The sequence below is a fragment of the Prevotella veroralis DSM 19559 = JCM 6290 genome, from assembly GCF_000377625.1.
Lineage (GTDB): Bacteria > Bacteroidota > Bacteroidia > Bacteroidales > Bacteroidaceae > Prevotella > Prevotella veroralis.
Map to the genome: position 1 here is coordinate 48,804 of NZ_KB898333.1, position 17,238 is coordinate 66,041.

The window sequence follows — 17,238 nt, forward strand, 5'->3', positions numbered from 1 at the left end:
TTGTATTTTCGCTTAATTTTAGCGTAATTGGAGTATTCATAAACAAGGTATAAGACAAACGAAAATACGCCAGAAATAAAGAGAGTAAATAACGTTAAGTACCCTATTAATCAGGGAGTAACACAAAAAAAGTACCCTTTTTAGGGTACTCATTCTAGCTCAAAATAGAGGGATTGGGGCACGAAAAAGGGAATTTTTGAAGCTCAATATCATCAAAAATCCCCTCCTTTTTTAATGTAAAATGAAGAAAATTAGCTCTTTCATCAGTTCTCCTGCACCTGTATTAGGATTATCCAAGCCTTTACTCTTACCATCTACTTCCCGGATCTTGGAAATAATCTCCATCGTTTTACGTGCTGAATAGTTCCTCAAACCAGTAATAAAGTCCTTCGAACCCCATGCAGATTTCAAATCTAAAGCCCTAGCTATGTCTTGTTCGGAACTCTTATTTGGAGTATAATGTACGATCATTAAGTTTTGAAAGAACGAAAAGAGTAAAGGGAGAAAAGAGTAAAGAGAACCTGCTTTAGGATTATTGTTAAAATATTTGATTATCTGATTTGCCTTAAAAACATCCTTAGATACGATGGCATTCCTTAGTTCGAAAGCATTGAAGTCCTTACTAACTCCAACCTCCTTCTCCACTACCTCTGGTGTAATACGTCGATCGTCTTCAGGAAGGTAGATAAGTATCTTATCAAGTTCCGATACTATACGACTCAAGTCAGCACCAATATAGTCGGCTATCATCTGGCATGATTTAGGATCGATTGAAATTTTCTTTGGCTTTAAATAATTCTGGATGAAATCTGGTAATTGGTAATCGCGCAACTTCTTACTCTCGAATACTACGCCCACAGATTGAGCCAACCCGAGGACTTTCTTGCGTGCATCTATTTTCCCATTCTTATGACACCAAACAAGAATAGTCGATTTTACGGGATTTTTAAGATACTTTTCTAATGCTTCTAAAGAGCGGATATTCTGTGCTTCTTTCACTATAATCACCTGATACTCGGCCATCATTGGATAGCGTCTAGCCATATCAGCGACTTGTACAGCAGTTACATCTGAACCAAAACAAATGGTTTGATTAAAATCACACTCTTCTGATGAAAGAACGTGCGAAGCGATATAGTCGGATATAGAATCTATGTAATAAGACTCGTCCCCCATCAACAGATAGAAGGGAGCAAAGTTCCTATTCTTCAGATCCTGCATGATAGTCTGAAATGTTACTCCTTGCTTTGCTGGCATTTACTTTTTTATTAACTTTGCATTAAGAATAGATTGTTACCATGTCTGAAGTTACCTATTTCTGTAGGGATTAAGAATTAACTCCACCATTATCATGGTTCAATCATTTCATGCAAAGTTAATAGAAAAGAGATAGAAAACAAAATTTTCATTTGACTTTCACCCCACCCTTACACCTTATTATATATAGGCTCTATCAAACATGGTACAATTGAATCTTCCTCCTTATCAAATTAGAGTGAAAGAGACAGGCGGTCGGAAGCAGATTTTCGACATTCTCCGTAGGAAATACGTAGCACTCACACCAGAAGAATGGGTGCGCCAGCATTTCATACACTACTTGATCGAACATAAGAATTACCCAGCATCACTACTTGCAAATGAGGTTTCTTTGCAGATTGGAGAGAAAAGGATGAGGGCTGATAGTGTGTTGTATGATAACCAACTACACCCTCGCATAATCATAGAATACAAAGCACCTAACATCACACTGACGCAGAAAGTGTTTGACCAGATCACAGTCTATAACCTCCTACTCCATGTTGATTACCTCATTGTATCGAATGGTATGACTACATACATCTGTAAGATGGATTACGAGAAGCAGACATATAAGTTCTTAGAAACTATTCCTAATTACGAAAATATTTAACATATATAACTCTCGAAAGTATCTTTTATCACGCAAAATACTTTACATTGCTCCATACCTATTCCATGATATACACCATAATTAACACTAAACACAAGCGCAAAAGACGAGCTTTGCCAAACTTGGCATCATCTTTGTGAATCAATATACCATATAAAGAACAATACAAATAAGAACAGGAAACATCAAAACAGAGCAATATGGGAAATATGAAATGGTTTGGTAGCTGGATTGGCGGAACCTTAGGAACAATGTTGGGAAGTGGCATTCTTGGAACATTAGCGGGCTTTTGTCTTGGTAGCATCATTGATGAAGTGATGGACTCAAGGGCTGATTCCAATAATTATAACGCTAATAATCAGGATCATTACTCGCAGGGGAATGGTTATCAACAATATCAGTATGGATGGCAGAACGGTACCCCTAATGCACAAACCTATGAGGAACAGCGCAATTCTTTCCTATTTTCTATGCTTGTATTATCATCTTATATCATCAAAGCTGATGGCAAAATAATGCATTCAGAGATGGAGTTTGTGCGTCAGTTCCTACGTCAGAACTTCGGAGAGCAAGCAGTAAATCAAGGACAAGAAATACTCCTAAAGCTCTTTGAAGTACAAAAGCAACAAGGGGAACAGGAGTTCCGAAAGACCATCCATCAAAGTTGTACAGAGATAAAACACTATATGGACGTTAGTCAACGACTACAATTACTCAATTACCTTGTTATCATTGCGAAAGTAGATGGATATGTAAGTCCAGAAGAGATAAAGGCTTTAAAGGAGGTTGCACGCCACTTAGGACTAACCGCAAAAGACATTGACTCAATGCTTAACATGGAGAGTGGTGCAAGAGCAGATAGTAATATAGAAGACGCTTACAAGGTATTGGGTATATCCCCTACTGCCACTGATGACGAAGTAAAAGCAGCCTACCGCAAGATGGCTTTAAAGCATCATCCAGATCGAGTTGCAACCCTTGGAGAGGATATCCGTAAAGCAGCAGAGAAGAAATTCCAAGACATTAACGATGCTAAAGAGCGTATCTTTAAAGCCAGAGGATTATAAACATCTCTTTCTGACTTAGTTGGTTCTTGTAGAAAAGATTATCATCAAACACTCATATAGCCTCGATTTATCAATCATAAACAATACCTTAAAAAGCTTATGGCAACAAAACTTAAAATAAAAACGAGCGAAGGCGACATCGTTATTCGCCTTTATGATGAGACTCCAAAACATCGTGATAACTTCTTGAAATTAGCTAAGGAGGGCTACTACAATGGTACTCTTTTCCATCGTGTTATCAAAGACTTCATGATACAAGGTGGTGACCCAGACAGCAAGAATACGCCAAAAGGAAAGGTGTTAGGCACTGGTGGACCAGATTATACCATCCCTGCAGAGTTTGTCTACCCACAACTCTTCCACAAGCGTGGGGCTTTAAGTGCTGCTCGCACGGGTGATGAAGTAAATCCTGAGCGTGCCAGTAGTGGTAGCCAGTTCTATATTGTATGGGGTAAGACCTATAAGCCAGCAGAACTAAAGCAGATGGAACGACAGATGGAAATGCAGCAAGAGCAAGATATCTTCAATCAGTCAACAAAAGAACACCACGAGGAAATCATGAATCTAAGACGCAATCGTGATCGTGCAGGTTTACGGACTTTACAAGACAAGTTAATCGAGGAGACCAAAACAAGATGCAAACAGCAAGGTAAACCGACCTTCACACCAGAGCAAACTGAAGCCTATACCACAATAGGTGGTACTCCTTTCCTTGACAACCAATACACTGTCTTTGGTGAAGTTGAGGAAGGACTAGACATCGTAGAACGTATCCAGAACTGTGCTACTGACCGTAATGATCAACCAATAAAAGACGTAAAAATTGAGGCAGTAGACGTCTTATAAAAAGGTATAAACACAAGACCCTTATCTATTTGATGTTCATAAACCACGTAGATAAGGGCTTCCTCTTATAATAACCACCGAGAACGTGTAACAATGTTACACTATATCGTAATTAACGAAGGTGTGTCAAAAGCAATTCTAAGTTCTTTTGTCTTGTTGCATCCATTATTAAGAAGATGTCAACAAGTGCCCAAATGTAACATCCACCACCTGTCAATAGCTTGCCAACTCCTAGTCCTATATCACCAATATAGAATCTATCAACACCTAATGCACCAACAAGTATCGACAAGATAATAGATATTGTCGGATCTTTCATGCTATTTATGAGAACGAGGACGTCAGATTCATTCATATCAGAATCAAGCAATTTCTCACGAACACTATGTAAACTTTCAGATGGAATCTTCGATCCCATCATCATCAATAGCTGATTCACTTTCTCTTGTTCCATTATCTTTATCTTTAAAGTTAAATATTCCATTCATACTTCTGTATCCAATAACAGCAACAGAAGAAATATCAAATATGCAAGATATTCCTCACCACAAGCCAAACAAAGAATAGAACGACATACAATAAGATAAGTCTTCTATCCTCTATTACACTCGCCAATTTTCGTTTAAAATTACCCGCAGGAAGTAATGCCCGAACCCCAAATAAGGACAAATAAGGGGCTCCGAATAACAAGAAGTAATTGTAATGGATTGCTTCTAGAACCTTTCCTTGCAATAAAGCGTGCAATGCCCGTTGTAATCCACAACCAGGACATTGCAATCCTGTTACCACCTTAAATGGACATTTCGGAGCCCAGAAAGAGGTAACAGGATTGTATAAATAATATATTACTAATAAGGCTATTCCTAAAAGAAGAGCCCCTATAACTTTCTTCTTAGACCTCAATTTTTAGTGTGATAATGTGCTTAAATACCCCAGACCACCAAAGAAAGCAAGGTAAATGATCTGGAATACTAAGCCAGCAACTATACCGATAATACTCCACTTCTTAGCATCTGCAGAAGCAGCCTCTGCCGCATCGTATTGCTTCATCGAGTAGTAATCGTTCACCTTTATTGAACGGATGATTGCATAAATGCCAAGTGGCAAACAACAGCAAAGAGTAGAGAAAATTGCTAAAGGCAAATAATTGTTTGGTTTTGGACGGTTTAATTCTTCCATAATAGTACATTTTAAGCCAGTCTCCCATGGCTGAATTAGCTTATAAGTTTTACTTTTCACACAGTACTCAAGTTGGGGAGAACCTAAAAGGCAACTCTCATTCCATGTGCTACTTAACGTTCAATTAAATTGACTTAAGTCTATGGCAAAGATATAAAAATAACGTTAAAGTAACAAATAAATTGATAGAAAGTATTTGAATCAACCAAAAATTCCCTCACCTAACACGTACTTGTGCATAGATGAGGGATATTCTTTTACTACTCCTTCTGTAAGAAGTCAAATCCAAGCAAGGCTTACTCGCCCTCTTCCTCCTTCTTCTTACGAGTTGTTCTACGCTTCTTTGGCTTCTCTTCAACAGGCTTTTCTACCTTCACACCTGCCAACTCTGGATCAATAAGAATTCGACCGCAATACTCGCAGACAATTATCTTCTTATGCATCTTTACATCTAACTGACGCTGTGGTGGAATCTTATTAAAGCAACCGCCACAAGCATCACGTTGTACGTAAACAATGCCCAATCCATTGCGAGCTCCGCGACGGATACGCTTGAAACTACGCAACAAACCCGGTTCTATTCGCGTCTCTAACTCTGCAGCTTTCTCTTTCAACAAGCCTTCCTCTTCGCGCGTCTCCTGCATAATCTCATCCAGTTCACTACGCTTCTCTTCGAGTGCATGCTGTCGATCCTCCAATAGCAAACGGGTTTCCTCAAGGTCTCTTTGCTTCTCTTCAACCTTATATTGAGCTTCTTTTATCTTCTTATTACAAAGCTCAATCTCTAGTGTTTGGAACTCAATCTCCTTTGTCAACGTGTCATACTCACGGTTGTTAGCGACAGTATCCAATTGCTTGTTGTAACGTTCCAAACTTGCTTGAGCCTCAACAATATCGCCTTTCTTCTGAGTGATAGCACTCTGGAAGTCCTTAATATCCAGCTCTATCTTCTCAATACGAGTACGCAAACCTTCCAAACCATCCTCCAAGTCACGAACTTCTAGTGGTAACTCTCCACGCAAAGCACGCTTCTCGTCGATAGCAGAAAGGGTTGTCTGTAACTGGAAAAGATTCTTTAGCTTCTCCTCTACTGGTAACTCTTTTGGATCTTTCTTTGCCATAGTTCTTATCTTAATTATAATTCAATACTATTCATCAATATCTGTTCTTACGATTTACCAACCCTATGGTAGAATCATCCCAACCTATTAGAAATAGATAATAGGATTCGTATTTATCTCTGAAATACAGCACTTAACACCTGGGCAATCACGTTCTATCACGTCACGTAATACCTCCGTTGTATATTGCTCACTCTGATAATGACCAATAACACATAACAGTATCTCTTGCTCGTGACCGAAGAACTCATGGTAACCCATCTCACCCGTCACGAAAGCATCAGCACCTGCAGCGATTGCATCAGGCAACAGGAACGAGCCAGAACCACCACAAACAGCAACGCTGCGAATCTCTCTGCGAAGCAATTCATTTGCTTGAACGCACTCTACATCAAACTTCTTTTTCAGTAAGATAACCAAATCGTCTGCTGCTAAGGACTCATCAAACTCGCCAATAACACCATCACCTCCCGTCACCATATCGCCCGTTTGTGGACTAACAACATGTTTACTCTGACCGAAGAAACGTGCATTCTTTAATCCAAGTTTCTCTGCTATCTTGAAGTTAACGCCATTCTCTGCCGAATCAAGATTAGTGTGCATAGCCACAATAACGATGTCATTCTTAATAGCCTTTATCACTGTGCGTTGCACATAATCGGTATCTGATACTTGAGAGAGCTTACGGAAGATGAGAGGATGATGTGCAACTATCATGTTACAACCGTGTTGTATGGCTTCATCCACCACTTTCTCTGTCACATCAAGACACAACAAAGCCCCTGATACTTCCGCCTCCGTCAATCCAACTTGCAGACCAGCATTATCATAACTCGCCTGCAAGGGCAAAGGCGCGAACCGTTCAAGGGCATCAATAACTTCCTTTATTTTCACGCTACGCATAAGTTTTAGACTGCAAAGGTAACAATTTTATTCCACATTCGCAACTCTTACCTTTCGTTATTTTAGACCTTTACACGAGTGGCGCTCCTTATCCTTCAGTCATCCGCCAAACAATCTCCTGGGATCTTACTCCTGTATGATCAAGTAACGAGATACATTCCAGAACTTATCCGCATTAGTAATGGTAAGCGTTGTTGTACCGTCTTCATTCGTTGTCAATCTATAACTTGACTCTGGATTTGGAGACAATATCTTAGGAGATGTCGACTTAATCGTCAATGTTGTTAACTCGTTCCGATTACCCTTGACGAAATTCTCTTCTGTGATATTATTGTTATTTATCTTTTTAGAGAAAAGCGTCGTCTTCAATAATCCCTTATCCTTCAGTGTCTGCTTATCAGCTATGATATAAAAAACTTCTTTCGGTTGTTCCTCATGCTTCACCGCCTTTACTCTCGGCTTATTGTCCTCTGCTACAGACATATCAAACTTGTAGCGCAAAGCATCAACACTGTTAGATTGATTCAGGACGATATACTTCAACTGATCGACACTGACGTCCTTTCTATTGGCAACAGCCTCTAATTCAGCCATACGAGCACCCTTTTCCTTCAACTGAGAAGCGAGGAACTCTATCATTTTATAGAGCTTTTCTATAGTGCCACTCTTATCTGATGAGACTTCAGTCTGCTTATTCTTTTCACTCAACAACTTATCTATTTGCTTCTGTTTCTCTGCCAACAACGTACCGAGACCCTTAATCTGCTGGATGATTTTAGACTTCTTATTCGCATGTTCAGTGGTCTTACATAGCATTGCCTCTTGCGATGAGATAAGATCCAAATTATCCGATATTTCGTCTATCGAAGCCGTCAGTTGACTAATAGCCTCGTTCTCTCTTGACGGGGGAGTGACATTGATTGCCTCTCGTTTCGGTGCTGGACGCTTCACATCCTCACATGAAGTACATGCGACGAGACCAACAAAAACAATCAGAGAAGTTATTTTAATTCGTTTCATCTATGCAAATAAATATCGCTGCAAAGATACTTTTTTTATATCAACAAACCATCAGTAATATATTAAAAATCCTAATAAAAAGGAAAACAGATGATATCATCTTGCCGTCTTAACACGCTTTCCTATTATCTTTCCGATATGCTTCTATTATAGAGCTAACCCTTATCTATAATACTCCAAATGCTTTTTTACACCGAAAAATAGATTATTTTTACATTGGCTTTAAGCTGTTCACCTCTTATTTTTAGTTTATTTTCTTAGTTAGGCAAGTCTCTTTTCAGGTATTACTAACAATACTCTATTATTCAAATGGACATGTTTTGCAACAAAGGAAAGTAGGTCTACAATAGGTAAAAGATAACTTTAAGACAACAAAAAAAACCGAACCGAGATCCTTAACAGACCTCAGTTCGACTCTTCTATAATTCTCTCTCAAACTTTCTTTATTCTTTTGTAGCTACAAAACTCTTATTAATTAGAGCTGGCATTATGCCAGACAAGTAGCGCGTCCCTCGTTATACTCACTGATAACATTAATCATGTAATGGAGGAACTTGCGCGCCATGGATGATTTCTTAATACTCTTTTTCATAACGTGTTTCCTTTCTTTTTACCTGTTAAACAATCTTTTACCTTGTGTTTACCTACTGAGATTGAAGCCTTCTTAATGGTAATCTTATTACCTTGAAGAGACATCTCTTATGTCTTGTTCGTGGTTGCAAAGTTAGTGCAGTTTAGCTCTACACACAAAGAATAGGCTCATTTAACCGCAAAAAACAGGTTTTAATTGACGCCTATCAAACCTCTTGATACATATCAAACGCTATGATTGACTTACATCAAGCCTCTCTATTGATATAAATCAAGCATATTCTACACCGCACCTAACCCATGGTGTGCGTCATAGACAAGTAAAAAATACACCTGCAAGAACGCCTATCACGTTTTCTTTTCTTACCTTTGCAACATGAACACAAACAAACTCCACGGTTTCAGATTGCCTGCGGAATGGGAGCCACAAAGGGCTATCATGCTGATATGGCCACACGAGGACACCGATTGGCGACCTTATTTAAAGGAGATAACAGAGGTTTATCTCCAAATGGCTGATGCGATCACTCGACACGAAGAATTGCTTATCACTGCAAGAGACACGGATTTAGTGCGCCGTTTACTGGCTGAACATCTCACAAAAGAGCAGATGAATCAAGTAACTCTCTTCGCTTGTGACAACAATGACACATGGGCTCGTGATGTCGCTCCTATCACACTTGTTCCTAACAAGGAATCGAATGGAAAGGGGCAAACCAACGCCCTACTCGACTTCTGTTTCAATGGTTGGGGGGAGAAGTTTGCCGCTGATAAGGATAATAGAATCAACCAGCAAGTTTATGAAGCAGGGCTTTTCGAAGGTACACTTGAACCTCACAAGGACTTCGTTATAGAGGGAGGTTCGATTGAAAGTGACGGTAAGCACACCCTCTTCACAACGACTGGTTGTCTCATGGCTCCCCATCGCAACGAGCCATTAAGTAAGGAGGATATAGACGAGAAGTTGCGTTCGTTCTTCCCTAACATTGAACATGTAGTATGGTTGGATCATGGTAAATTAGCAGGAGATGATACTGATGGACACATTGATACTATCGTTCGTATTGCGCCAAATGACACCTTATTATATATAAGGTGTGACGACCCACAAGACGAGCACTATGCTGACTTCTATCATTTGGAGGAGCAGTTACAGGGCTTAAGGACTTCAGAGGGGAAGCCTTATCACCTACTCCCTCTGCCCATGCCCAATGCTATCTATGATGATGGCGAGCGACTTCCTGCCACTCATGCGAACTTCCTTATCATCAACGGGGCTGTACTCGTGCCCACATATAACCAACCACAGAAGGACAGGGAGGCTATAGAGCAGATACAAAGGGCGTTCCCAGATAGGGAGATAATAGGTATTGACAGCAGAACTATCATCCGACAGCATGGTTCAATACACTGTTTAACTATGCAACTACCGCTTTCCCCTGCTCTTTAACAGAAGAGAAAAGACATTGAGAAAGTATTTATCCCACTGCATAATATTAACTTTTAAAACAACTCCAACCGCTCCGAAGCAAGCTATTTCACGCTTCGGACAAGTTGGAAAACATATTAATAGATGAGAGAACTAAAGATTGGTATCGTGCAACAACATAATGTTGCGGATATGAAAAACAACATAGAGCGACTGGCAGAACGTATCACTGACCTCGCACAAAGGGGTGCCGAACTGGTTGTACTACAAGAGTTACACAACTCACTGTACTTCTGTCAGACGGAAGACGTAAACAACTTCGACCTTGCCGAGACCATTCCCGGTCCTTCAACGGGCTTCTATGGTGAGTTGGCACGCGATTTAGGCATTGTAATCGTTACTTCCCTCTTTGAGAAACGGGCTGCCGGACTATATCACAACACGGCTGTCGTCATTGAGAAAGACGGAACGATAGCTGGTAAATACCGTAAGATGCACATTCCGGACGACCCTGCTTACTACGAAAAGTTCTATTTCACACCTGGAGATCTCGGCTTCCACCCTATTGACACGAGCGTGGGACGCTTGGGAGTATTGGTATGCTGGGATCAATGGTACCCCGAGGCTGCCCGCTTAATGGCGTTACAAGGAGCAGAACTCCTCATCTATCCTACGGCGATCGGATATGAAAGTAGTGATACAGAAGAGGAACAACAGCGACAGCGCGAGGCGTGGACAACGGTAATGCGAGGGCATGCTGTAGCCAATGGACTACCTGTCGTTGCCGTCAACCGAGTAGGACATGAGGCAGATCCAAGCCAGCAGACGGGTGGTATTCAGTTCTGGGGTAGTAGCTTCGTGGCTGGTTCACAGGGCGAACTACTCTATCGTGCGAGCGATAACAAAGAGGAGAGTGCCATCCTTAACATCGACTTAGACCATAGTGAACAGGTGCGTCGTTGGTGGCCATTCTTGCGCGATCGCAGGATAGACGAATACAAAGATCTTACGAAGCGATTTATTGATTAATATGATTAGTAGCTGCTAAAGGATGAGAAGAAAGCTCATTTAGGGATAGTTTTGTGATAAAGCTTTTACATGACGAAAGCCCATTCATAAACCTATAAAAAATCTAAATCCATCTATGTAGGTTCCAGCTTCATTTGGAATTATCTAAACTTTACTGTACCTTTGCAGCACTATTAGGCTCCGTAGCTTAGCTGAATAGAGCGTCAGATTCCGGTTCTGAAGGTCTTGGGTTTGAATCCCAACGGAGTCACAACACATAAAGCGGAAGTTCCATTATCTATCGGAACTTCCGCTTTATGTTATTTAAACGGCAATTATCAGGCACGAAAAGTAGCACATAGGATTGATAGAAATGACACATACGTATCATTTCAAGCATCTTAGTAGTATAATGGACAATTATCAAAGGATATGTGTTTTATTATAGTTAACATTCCCTCTTAAAAGCCTGCATTAGGTCATTTATATTACAATTAAAGCTCATCTCCCAAAGACAAGCAACCGAACATGATTATTATTTAGCCTTTTCCTGTTTGCTTCTCTGTGTCAGATAGGCTTCTTTCCCAGGGAAGTGAGGGGTATCGAGAGAGTTTTCCATACAGTAAAATACCACTCGACGGTTGAAGACAACGAAGCCAGGTAGATTATTAAGTTCGCTGATTAACGAGTCAGTGAGGGGTTTGTCATACAATTGATAATAAAAGACAGCTTCCCCTTTGCGCCCATATTCTATCTCTGTGCAGTCCCCATACCCATCATTATTACCAATGTTTAAACCTCGATAATCCATCTCCCGCAGTGCAAAACGGATGGAATCCAGCCGCTCAACACTAAGTCCTATCTTCTTTAACTCCCTATTCTTTACGTTATCAGTGACCCAGTTGTCTGGCTCAAAGTTCACATCTACCTTCGAGTTAACACCCCAGTCCGTAATTTCTCCATTCTTCGAATACTCCACGGAGAGCCCTGTACTATCTGGCAACCAACTTTTTGTAACTGCTATCAAATGTTTTATCCCTGTTTGATGAGCCTTATAATCAGTCTCCATAGCCTCGGGTGTACAACTTTTCTGTGGCAGAATAGCCAAAATCAACACACATATTACTTGCAAGAGATTGATGATGTGCAATCCAAGAAACACCTTATTTATATATAACTCACGATGAACAATAACCTGAACAACGGATATGACATAAATAACAAGCACAGGGATTGATACAAACCATGCAACGACAATAAACCAACCAATCCAACTCAAATTATCCTCAGGGTCGTCTTCACCAACAAAGCACAGCATGACGAAGAACAGAAACAACGTAACAACTGCTAATGACATCATGCGTAGAGATGACCAGAAGAAGCCTTTCCAATCCCGCTTATAGGCATCTTCCGGATTAGTAACCTCCTTATGATAACTTAGTAGAAAGCCTATGCTAAGGAGAAGAAAAGCAAGCAAAAAGATTATAACTGCTATCATACGCTGATTAATTAAGTGGTAAAACGCTTGATACGAATAGTTGGTCAAGAATAAGTAGATGCCCCTTTCGAATCGAAGAGAGCCTCTCCTTGCATTAAGGAGAGGCTCTTCTCATATCAAGGAAACGCCCTCTTCCCATGCAAGAGAGCGTCTCTTTGTGTGCAGTATCTTGTTCGTTGCTAACGAAGCAGTACTTCGTTACACATCAACCTGTCCCCTCCTATCCTGCAAACATGTGTTCTGCGAGGTGTTTCTTCCCCTTTTGGGGAGATTGCGTGGGGCTTATCTTATCACGATTAAGCCTTTGGGTACTTCTTAAACCATCCATCGAGACGGAGGCGCATAACGCCGAAGAAGGCTTCAGAGAATATACCACCACTCATCTTACTAACGCCTTCACGACGATTAACAAAGATGACTGGAACCTCCTTAATCTTAAATCCTATCTTGTAAGAGGTGTACTTCATCTCTATTTGGAAAGCATATCCTTTAAACCTAATATCATCTAATGGGATTGTTTCCAATACCTTTCTACGATAGCAAACAAAGCCCGCAGTGGTGTCATGAACATGGAATCCCGTCACAATCTGTACGTATTTACTAGCGAAATAGCTCATCAACACGCGTCCAATAGGCCAATTAACAACATTCACCCCACTAACATAACGTGAGCCAACTGCGACATCATAGCCTTCATCATGCGTCGCTGCATAAAGACGAGGGAGGTCGTTTGGATCGTGACTAAAGTCGGCGTCCATCTCAAAGATATAGTCATAACCATGCTCCAAAGCCCACTTAAAGCCTGTAATATACGCCGTTCCAAGCCCCAGTTTACCAGTTCGTTCGATGATAAATAATCGATCAGAACATTCGCTGTTCATCAATCGATGAACTATTTGAGCAGTGCCATCAGGACTTCCATCATCAATCACTAGGATATGAAAGAACTTCTCCAACTTGAAGACGGCACGTATGATCTTCTCTATATTCTCCTTTTCGTTATAGGTCGGTATGATTACTATACTATCGCTTGTCATAGGTTTTGTTTTTGTGCAAAAGTAGTATATTTATCTGAATGAAGCAAATAATCGAATAAAAACCAGTAGTCAGTTACTACTGATCTGGGTTATCTATAAACCCTTGATACTTCTCTTCTAGTCCAGACATGACTGCTTTATACGCCTCAACCATGGTTTGCTTCTCAAACTCTACACCTTTCCCTTTGGGTTGAATAGGCTCGTGAATGGTCAGACGAAGCCTGTTCCATACTGGGAAGTTCCAGTCTTTTGTTCGTGGCATAACGTCGAATGAACCATTAATAGTAATTGGGCAGACTGGTAATTGCAGCTCATCAGCAAGCATAAAAGCTCCTCGTCGGAAGTGAGCCATGTGACCGGTAAAGCTGCGCGCACCCTCTGGGAACACCACTACTGACATCCCCTCGCGGAGTGTCTCACGTGCTTCATCGTATGTCTTCTTTATCTTGCTCGCCCCACTCTTATCCACAAAGATGTGGTGAGCCTGCTCACATGCAAGTCCAATGAGCGGTATCTTGCGAATAGCTTTCTTCATCATCCACTTGAAGTTACGCCCAAGAAAGCCATAGATAAGGAAGATGTCGAATGCTCCTTGATGGTTACTAACAAAGACATAACTCTGTTTGGAGTCTAAGTGTTCACGCCCTTCTACCTTTACAGGGAGGAACAGTAAGCGGATAGTAAACCATGACCACCACTTCCCGGGATAGTATCCCCAGAAATGCCCATTGCCTAATCGACAGCCAATCGTCGTTATTAAGGCTGTGAGAATAGAGGCAAGAATGAAAAGAGGAAGTACTATGCACAATGTATAGAGATCGTACAGGAGTGTTCCCATCAACGCCAAGAAGGAGGGGTGATGGATAGTGTGTTTTGGGTGTCGTTGTGCTGTCGTATTGCTCATAAGATAATTCTTTTTGCTTTCTTTTATTGTTTGTTACTCGTTATTACTTCGTATGTAACGTTATTACCGTTACTTCGTTTGGCATATTGAGACGGAAAGGAACGAGTCCGCCAAGCCCCGCTGTCACATAGAGATAACGCCCGTCTTGCTCGTAGAGTCCATGGTCTTCATGCTGTCGGAGGCTTGTCGGTCGCCATCCAAAGAGCTGCATTTGTCCGCCATGAGTGTGCCCAGAGAGCGTTAATTGGGCTGTTGTTTGAGGCAAGATAGAACGCTTCCAAGCAGAAGGGTCATGTTGCAACATGATGACAAATGCTCCTTTAGGAATCCCTGCGGTCGCCTTCTGATAATCAGAATAGTTGGGGAACGGTGGTTTCCCATCGTTCTCTGTACCGCATATATATATCTGCTCTCCCTTAGGTGACCTTGTTATCGTGTGTTGATTACGCAAGAGCGTCCAGCCCAAGCCCTTCTCTTCATCCTTGACAAGCCTCATCTCTTGTGCAATCTTCTCTTTCTTATTCCCTACGATATACTCTGTATAGTCATGATTACCCAACACTGAGAGGGTATGCGACATCGGTTTACGAATAACCGATTGCATTGCCTCCACCTCTTGTGGGCGCATATTCTGTATGTCACCAGTAAAACAAATAAGGTTAGCATGCTGTTTTTCTATACTATCCATCTCTGCTTTCAATATCTTCTCACGCCATCCTTCAAAGGTTCCGAGGTGCAAATCAGATACATGTACAATGCGATAGCCATTGAAAGAAGTGGGTAGATTCTTAAAAGATAGGTCGATGTGGTTCACTTTTATTGCTGATACGCCAGCTGTAAGCCCATAGACATAAACACCAAAAGCACCTACGCCCAATAGAACTCCTATGTAATGTCCCCAGTTGCGATGCGTATGTGTGATATACTTACGCATTATCCAACCGAAGAACGAGGCAATTGCAAAAACAGTCTTGGGCACTACGAACATTCCAAGGAGGAAGAGATAAGTGTTCAACCAAGTGAGGTCTGCAGGTGCAAAGTTGCGTATGGAAGCCAATAAACAGGTGTAGACAACCATACCAATGCAGGGGATCCACCATAGAAGACGCTGCCACCAGGTTATATGATAACGCTTTCGGAAATAGTGCATATCGATGTACAGATCCGAAAGAACTATCATTAAGATAAGGTATATAACAATTCTTGCTATCATGTCTTTAATAGATTGGCACTTAAAAAGATTCTTACTCTATCTATGGGAAGCCCTCGCCAGTGCACATAGTCACGTTGTTGCTCCTCATCAATCTTACCTAAACAAAGTAACGAGCTTGCTTTCACTCATATTCTCTACTATCTTGCAGTACGGAAAGTGAGCCTCTCCCCTCTCGTTGTTGTGTTTAATTTGCCATTATCCAATAGGTGATGTCCATTGCAGAAAGTGTGTATTACCTTCCATTGAAACGTGTGCCCCATCATCGGGCTCCACTTACATTTACTCTGTATGCACGCTTCGTCTACTGTCCATGATTGATGTGGTTGAACGATCGTAACATCTGCCTTGTAGCCTTCTCGTAGGTAACCTCGCTTGTCAATATCGAACAGTTGCGCTGGAGCATGTGCCATTAACTCAACCAGTCGTTCGATGGTTAGAACGCCATTATCCACCAGTTCCAACATAGAAACGAGTGAGAACTGAATCATGGGCATACCCGAAGCAGCCTTGGCACAGCCTCCTTGCTTTTGAGAAAGGAGGTGGGGAGCATGGTCTGTACCGATCGTTGTAATACGGCCAGACATGAGTGCTTGTTGAATAGCAGCACGATCAGCTGGTGTCTTAACGGATGGATTGCATTTGATTAGTGCGCCTTTCGTAAGATAATCCTCGTTGGAAAAGATGATGTGGGCAATCACTGCCTCAAGAGTTATGCGCCCCTCATCTTCTGGATGACCTGCAAATGAAAGCTCTTTAGCCGTAGAGACGTGTGCAATATGAAGCTGTGTCTTGTATTTCCTGGCAAGTTCAACAGCTAAGGAAGACGACTGCCAGCAAGCCTCCTCACTGCGGATTTCCCAATGATGGGTAATGTCTGGGTCTTCTCCAAAGCGTTCTTTAGCCGCCTTCATATTCTGGTTTATGATACCAGAGTCCTCACAATGTGTCATAACAGGAAGCTCCAAAGAGGCTGCAACACGGAAGGTTGCCTCTAAGGAATCACGTTGGTCTACCAGCATATTCCCCGTTGAAGCTCCCATGAAGAGCTTTATTCCAGGAATAGAGTGGACATCTAATTGCTCAAATAACTTACTATTCGTATTCGTGGCACCAAAGAAGAAACTATAGTTAACGTGACTTGACTTCGCAGCACGTGCCCACTTATCTTCCAATGCCACTATAGTTGTGGTCTGGGGATTGGTATTCGGCATATCAAAATAGGATGTCACACCACCGAAAGCAGCTGCCCTACTCTCGCTCTCAAGGTCTGCCTTCTCTGTAAGCCCTGGTTCACGGAAGTGGACATGACTGTCAATAACACCTGGCAAGACGAAACATCCCGTGGCATCGACTACCTCGTCAAATGTGCCACGGGCTGTTAGATTACCCTTAATAATATCTTTGATACAATCATCCTCTATGATTATTGAGCCGAGAAAACTTCGACCTTCGTTGACGATAGTACCGCCTTGAATAAGTCTCCGCATATAATTATAAATGTTTTAGGGGTTTC

At 41.4% G+C, this 17,238-nt stretch carries 17 protein-coding genes and 1 tRNA gene; 6 read left to right on the forward strand and 12 right to left on the reverse strand.

Annotated elements, in window-relative coordinates; all coding sequences use genetic code 11:
• Positions 1–231 precede the first annotated feature (231 nt).
• The gene (gene holA, locus D464_RS0108770) at positions 232–1,257 is read right to left on the reverse strand and encodes a DNA polymerase III subunit delta (protein ID WP_018911071.1); all 1,026 of its coding nucleotides are present in this window, start codon (positions 1,255–1,257) and stop codon (positions 232–234) included.
• Positions 1,258–1,459: 202 nt separating this feature from the next.
• Between holA and D464_RS0108775 the strand changes: the two genes are divergently transcribed.
• The 3 genes from D464_RS0108775 to D464_RS0108785 all read left to right on the forward strand — a co-directional run bounded on the left by D464_RS0108775 (position 1,460) and on the right by D464_RS0108785 (position 3,822).
• On the forward strand, positions 1,460–1,909 hold the full coding sequence (locus D464_RS0108775; protein ID WP_018911072.1) for a type I restriction enzyme HsdR N-terminal domain-containing protein: 450 nt from the start codon (positions 1,460–1,462) through the stop codon (positions 1,907–1,909).
• A 200-nt stretch (positions 1,910–2,109) separates the two neighbouring features.
• Positions 2,110–2,976, forward strand: coding sequence for a DnaJ domain-containing protein (locus D464_RS0108780; protein WP_018911073.1), 867 nt, complete (start codon positions 2,110–2,112; stop codon positions 2,974–2,976).
• Positions 2,977–3,075: 99 nt separating this feature from the next.
• The gene (locus tag D464_RS0108785) at positions 3,076–3,822 is read left to right on the forward strand and encodes a peptidylprolyl isomerase (protein ID WP_018911074.1); all 747 of its coding nucleotides are present in this window, start codon (positions 3,076–3,078) and stop codon (positions 3,820–3,822) included.
• Between the two features lie 112 nt (positions 3,823–3,934).
• Here the strand turns inward: D464_RS0108785 and D464_RS0108790 are convergent, their stop codons facing one another.
• The 6 genes from D464_RS0108790 to D464_RS0108810 all read right to left on the reverse strand — a co-directional run bounded on the left by D464_RS0108790 (position 3,935) and on the right by D464_RS0108810 (position 8,045).
• Positions 3,935–4,276: a TM2 domain-containing protein gene (locus tag D464_RS0108790; RefSeq protein WP_018911075.1), complete on the reverse strand. Its 342-nt coding sequence runs from the start codon at positions 4,274–4,276 to the stop codon at positions 3,935–3,937.
• Positions 4,277–4,344: 68 nt separating this feature from the next.
• Positions 4,345–4,611, reverse strand: coding sequence for a DUF2752 domain-containing protein (locus D464_RS13265; RefSeq protein WP_238309079.1), 267 nt, complete (start codon positions 4,609–4,611; stop codon positions 4,345–4,347).
• A gap of 117 nt (positions 4,612–4,728) precedes the next feature.
• The gene (locus tag D464_RS0108795; protein ID WP_024985793.1) at positions 4,729–5,001 is read right to left on the reverse strand and encodes a CD225/dispanin family protein; all 273 of its coding nucleotides are present in this window, start codon (positions 4,999–5,001) and stop codon (positions 4,729–4,731) included.
• A gap of 296 nt (positions 5,002–5,297) precedes the next feature.
• Positions 5,298–6,122, reverse strand: a complete 825-nt coding sequence (locus D464_RS0108800; RefSeq protein ID WP_004382537.1) for a zinc ribbon domain-containing protein — start codon at positions 6,120–6,122, stop codon at positions 5,298–5,300.
• A gap of 87 nt (positions 6,123–6,209) precedes the next feature.
• A complete protein-coding gene (locus D464_RS0108805) occupies positions 6,210–7,025 on the reverse strand; it encodes a Nif3-like dinuclear metal center hexameric protein (protein WP_018911077.1) in 816 nt (271 codons plus the stop codon).
• Between the two features lie 126 nt (positions 7,026–7,151).
• Positions 7,152–8,045, reverse strand: coding sequence for a Cbp1 family collagen-binding glycoprotein adhesin (locus tag D464_RS0108810; RefSeq protein ID WP_018911078.1), 894 nt, complete (start codon positions 8,043–8,045; stop codon positions 7,152–7,154).
• 967 nt (positions 8,046–9,012) lie between these two features.
• On the opposite strand from D464_RS0108810, the gene D464_RS0108830 reads away from it, so the two are divergent.
• The 3 genes from D464_RS0108830 to D464_RS0108840 all read left to right on the forward strand — a co-directional run bounded on the left by D464_RS0108830 (position 9,013) and on the right by D464_RS0108840 (position 11,344).
• Entirely contained in the window at positions 9,013–10,086 is a 1,074-nt protein-coding gene (locus tag D464_RS0108830) for an agmatine deiminase family protein (RefSeq protein WP_018911080.1), read from the forward strand.
• Positions 10,087–10,209: 123 nt separating this feature from the next.
• Positions 10,210–11,094, forward strand: coding sequence for a carbon-nitrogen hydrolase (locus D464_RS0108835; protein ID WP_018911081.1), 885 nt, complete (start codon positions 10,210–10,212; stop codon positions 11,092–11,094).
• 176 nt (positions 11,095–11,270) lie between these two features.
• Positions 11,271–11,344, forward strand: a tRNA-Arg gene (locus tag D464_RS0108840).
• A gap of 264 nt (positions 11,345–11,608) precedes the next feature.
• Here D464_RS0108840 and D464_RS0108845 read toward each other — a convergent pair.
• From D464_RS0108845 to D464_RS0108865, 5 genes are all read right to left on the reverse strand, one after another.
• Complete coding sequence (locus D464_RS0108845) at positions 11,609–12,571, reverse strand: NADH-quinone oxidoreductase subunit J (RefSeq protein WP_018911082.1); 963 nt, start codon at positions 12,569–12,571, stop codon at positions 11,609–11,611.
• 296 nt (positions 12,572–12,867) lie between these two features.
• Positions 12,868–13,608 (reverse strand): polyprenol monophosphomannose synthase, encoded by a 741-nt coding sequence (locus D464_RS0108850; RefSeq protein ID WP_004382530.1) that lies wholly within the window; start codon positions 13,606–13,608, stop codon positions 12,868–12,870.
• 76 nt (positions 13,609–13,684) lie between these two features.
• Positions 13,685–14,512, reverse strand: a complete 828-nt coding sequence (locus tag D464_RS0108855; protein ID WP_018911083.1) for a lysophospholipid acyltransferase family protein — start codon at positions 14,510–14,512, stop codon at positions 13,685–13,687.
• 43 nt (positions 14,513–14,555) lie between these two features.
• Entirely contained in the window at positions 14,556–15,725 is a 1,170-nt protein-coding gene (locus D464_RS0108860) for a metallophosphoesterase (RefSeq protein WP_018911084.1), read from the reverse strand.
• Between the two features lie 137 nt (positions 15,726–15,862).
• Positions 15,863–17,212, reverse strand: coding sequence for a dihydroorotase (locus D464_RS0108865; RefSeq protein WP_018911085.1), 1,350 nt, complete (start codon positions 17,210–17,212; stop codon positions 15,863–15,865).
• Positions 17,213–17,238: the final 26 nt, after the last annotated feature.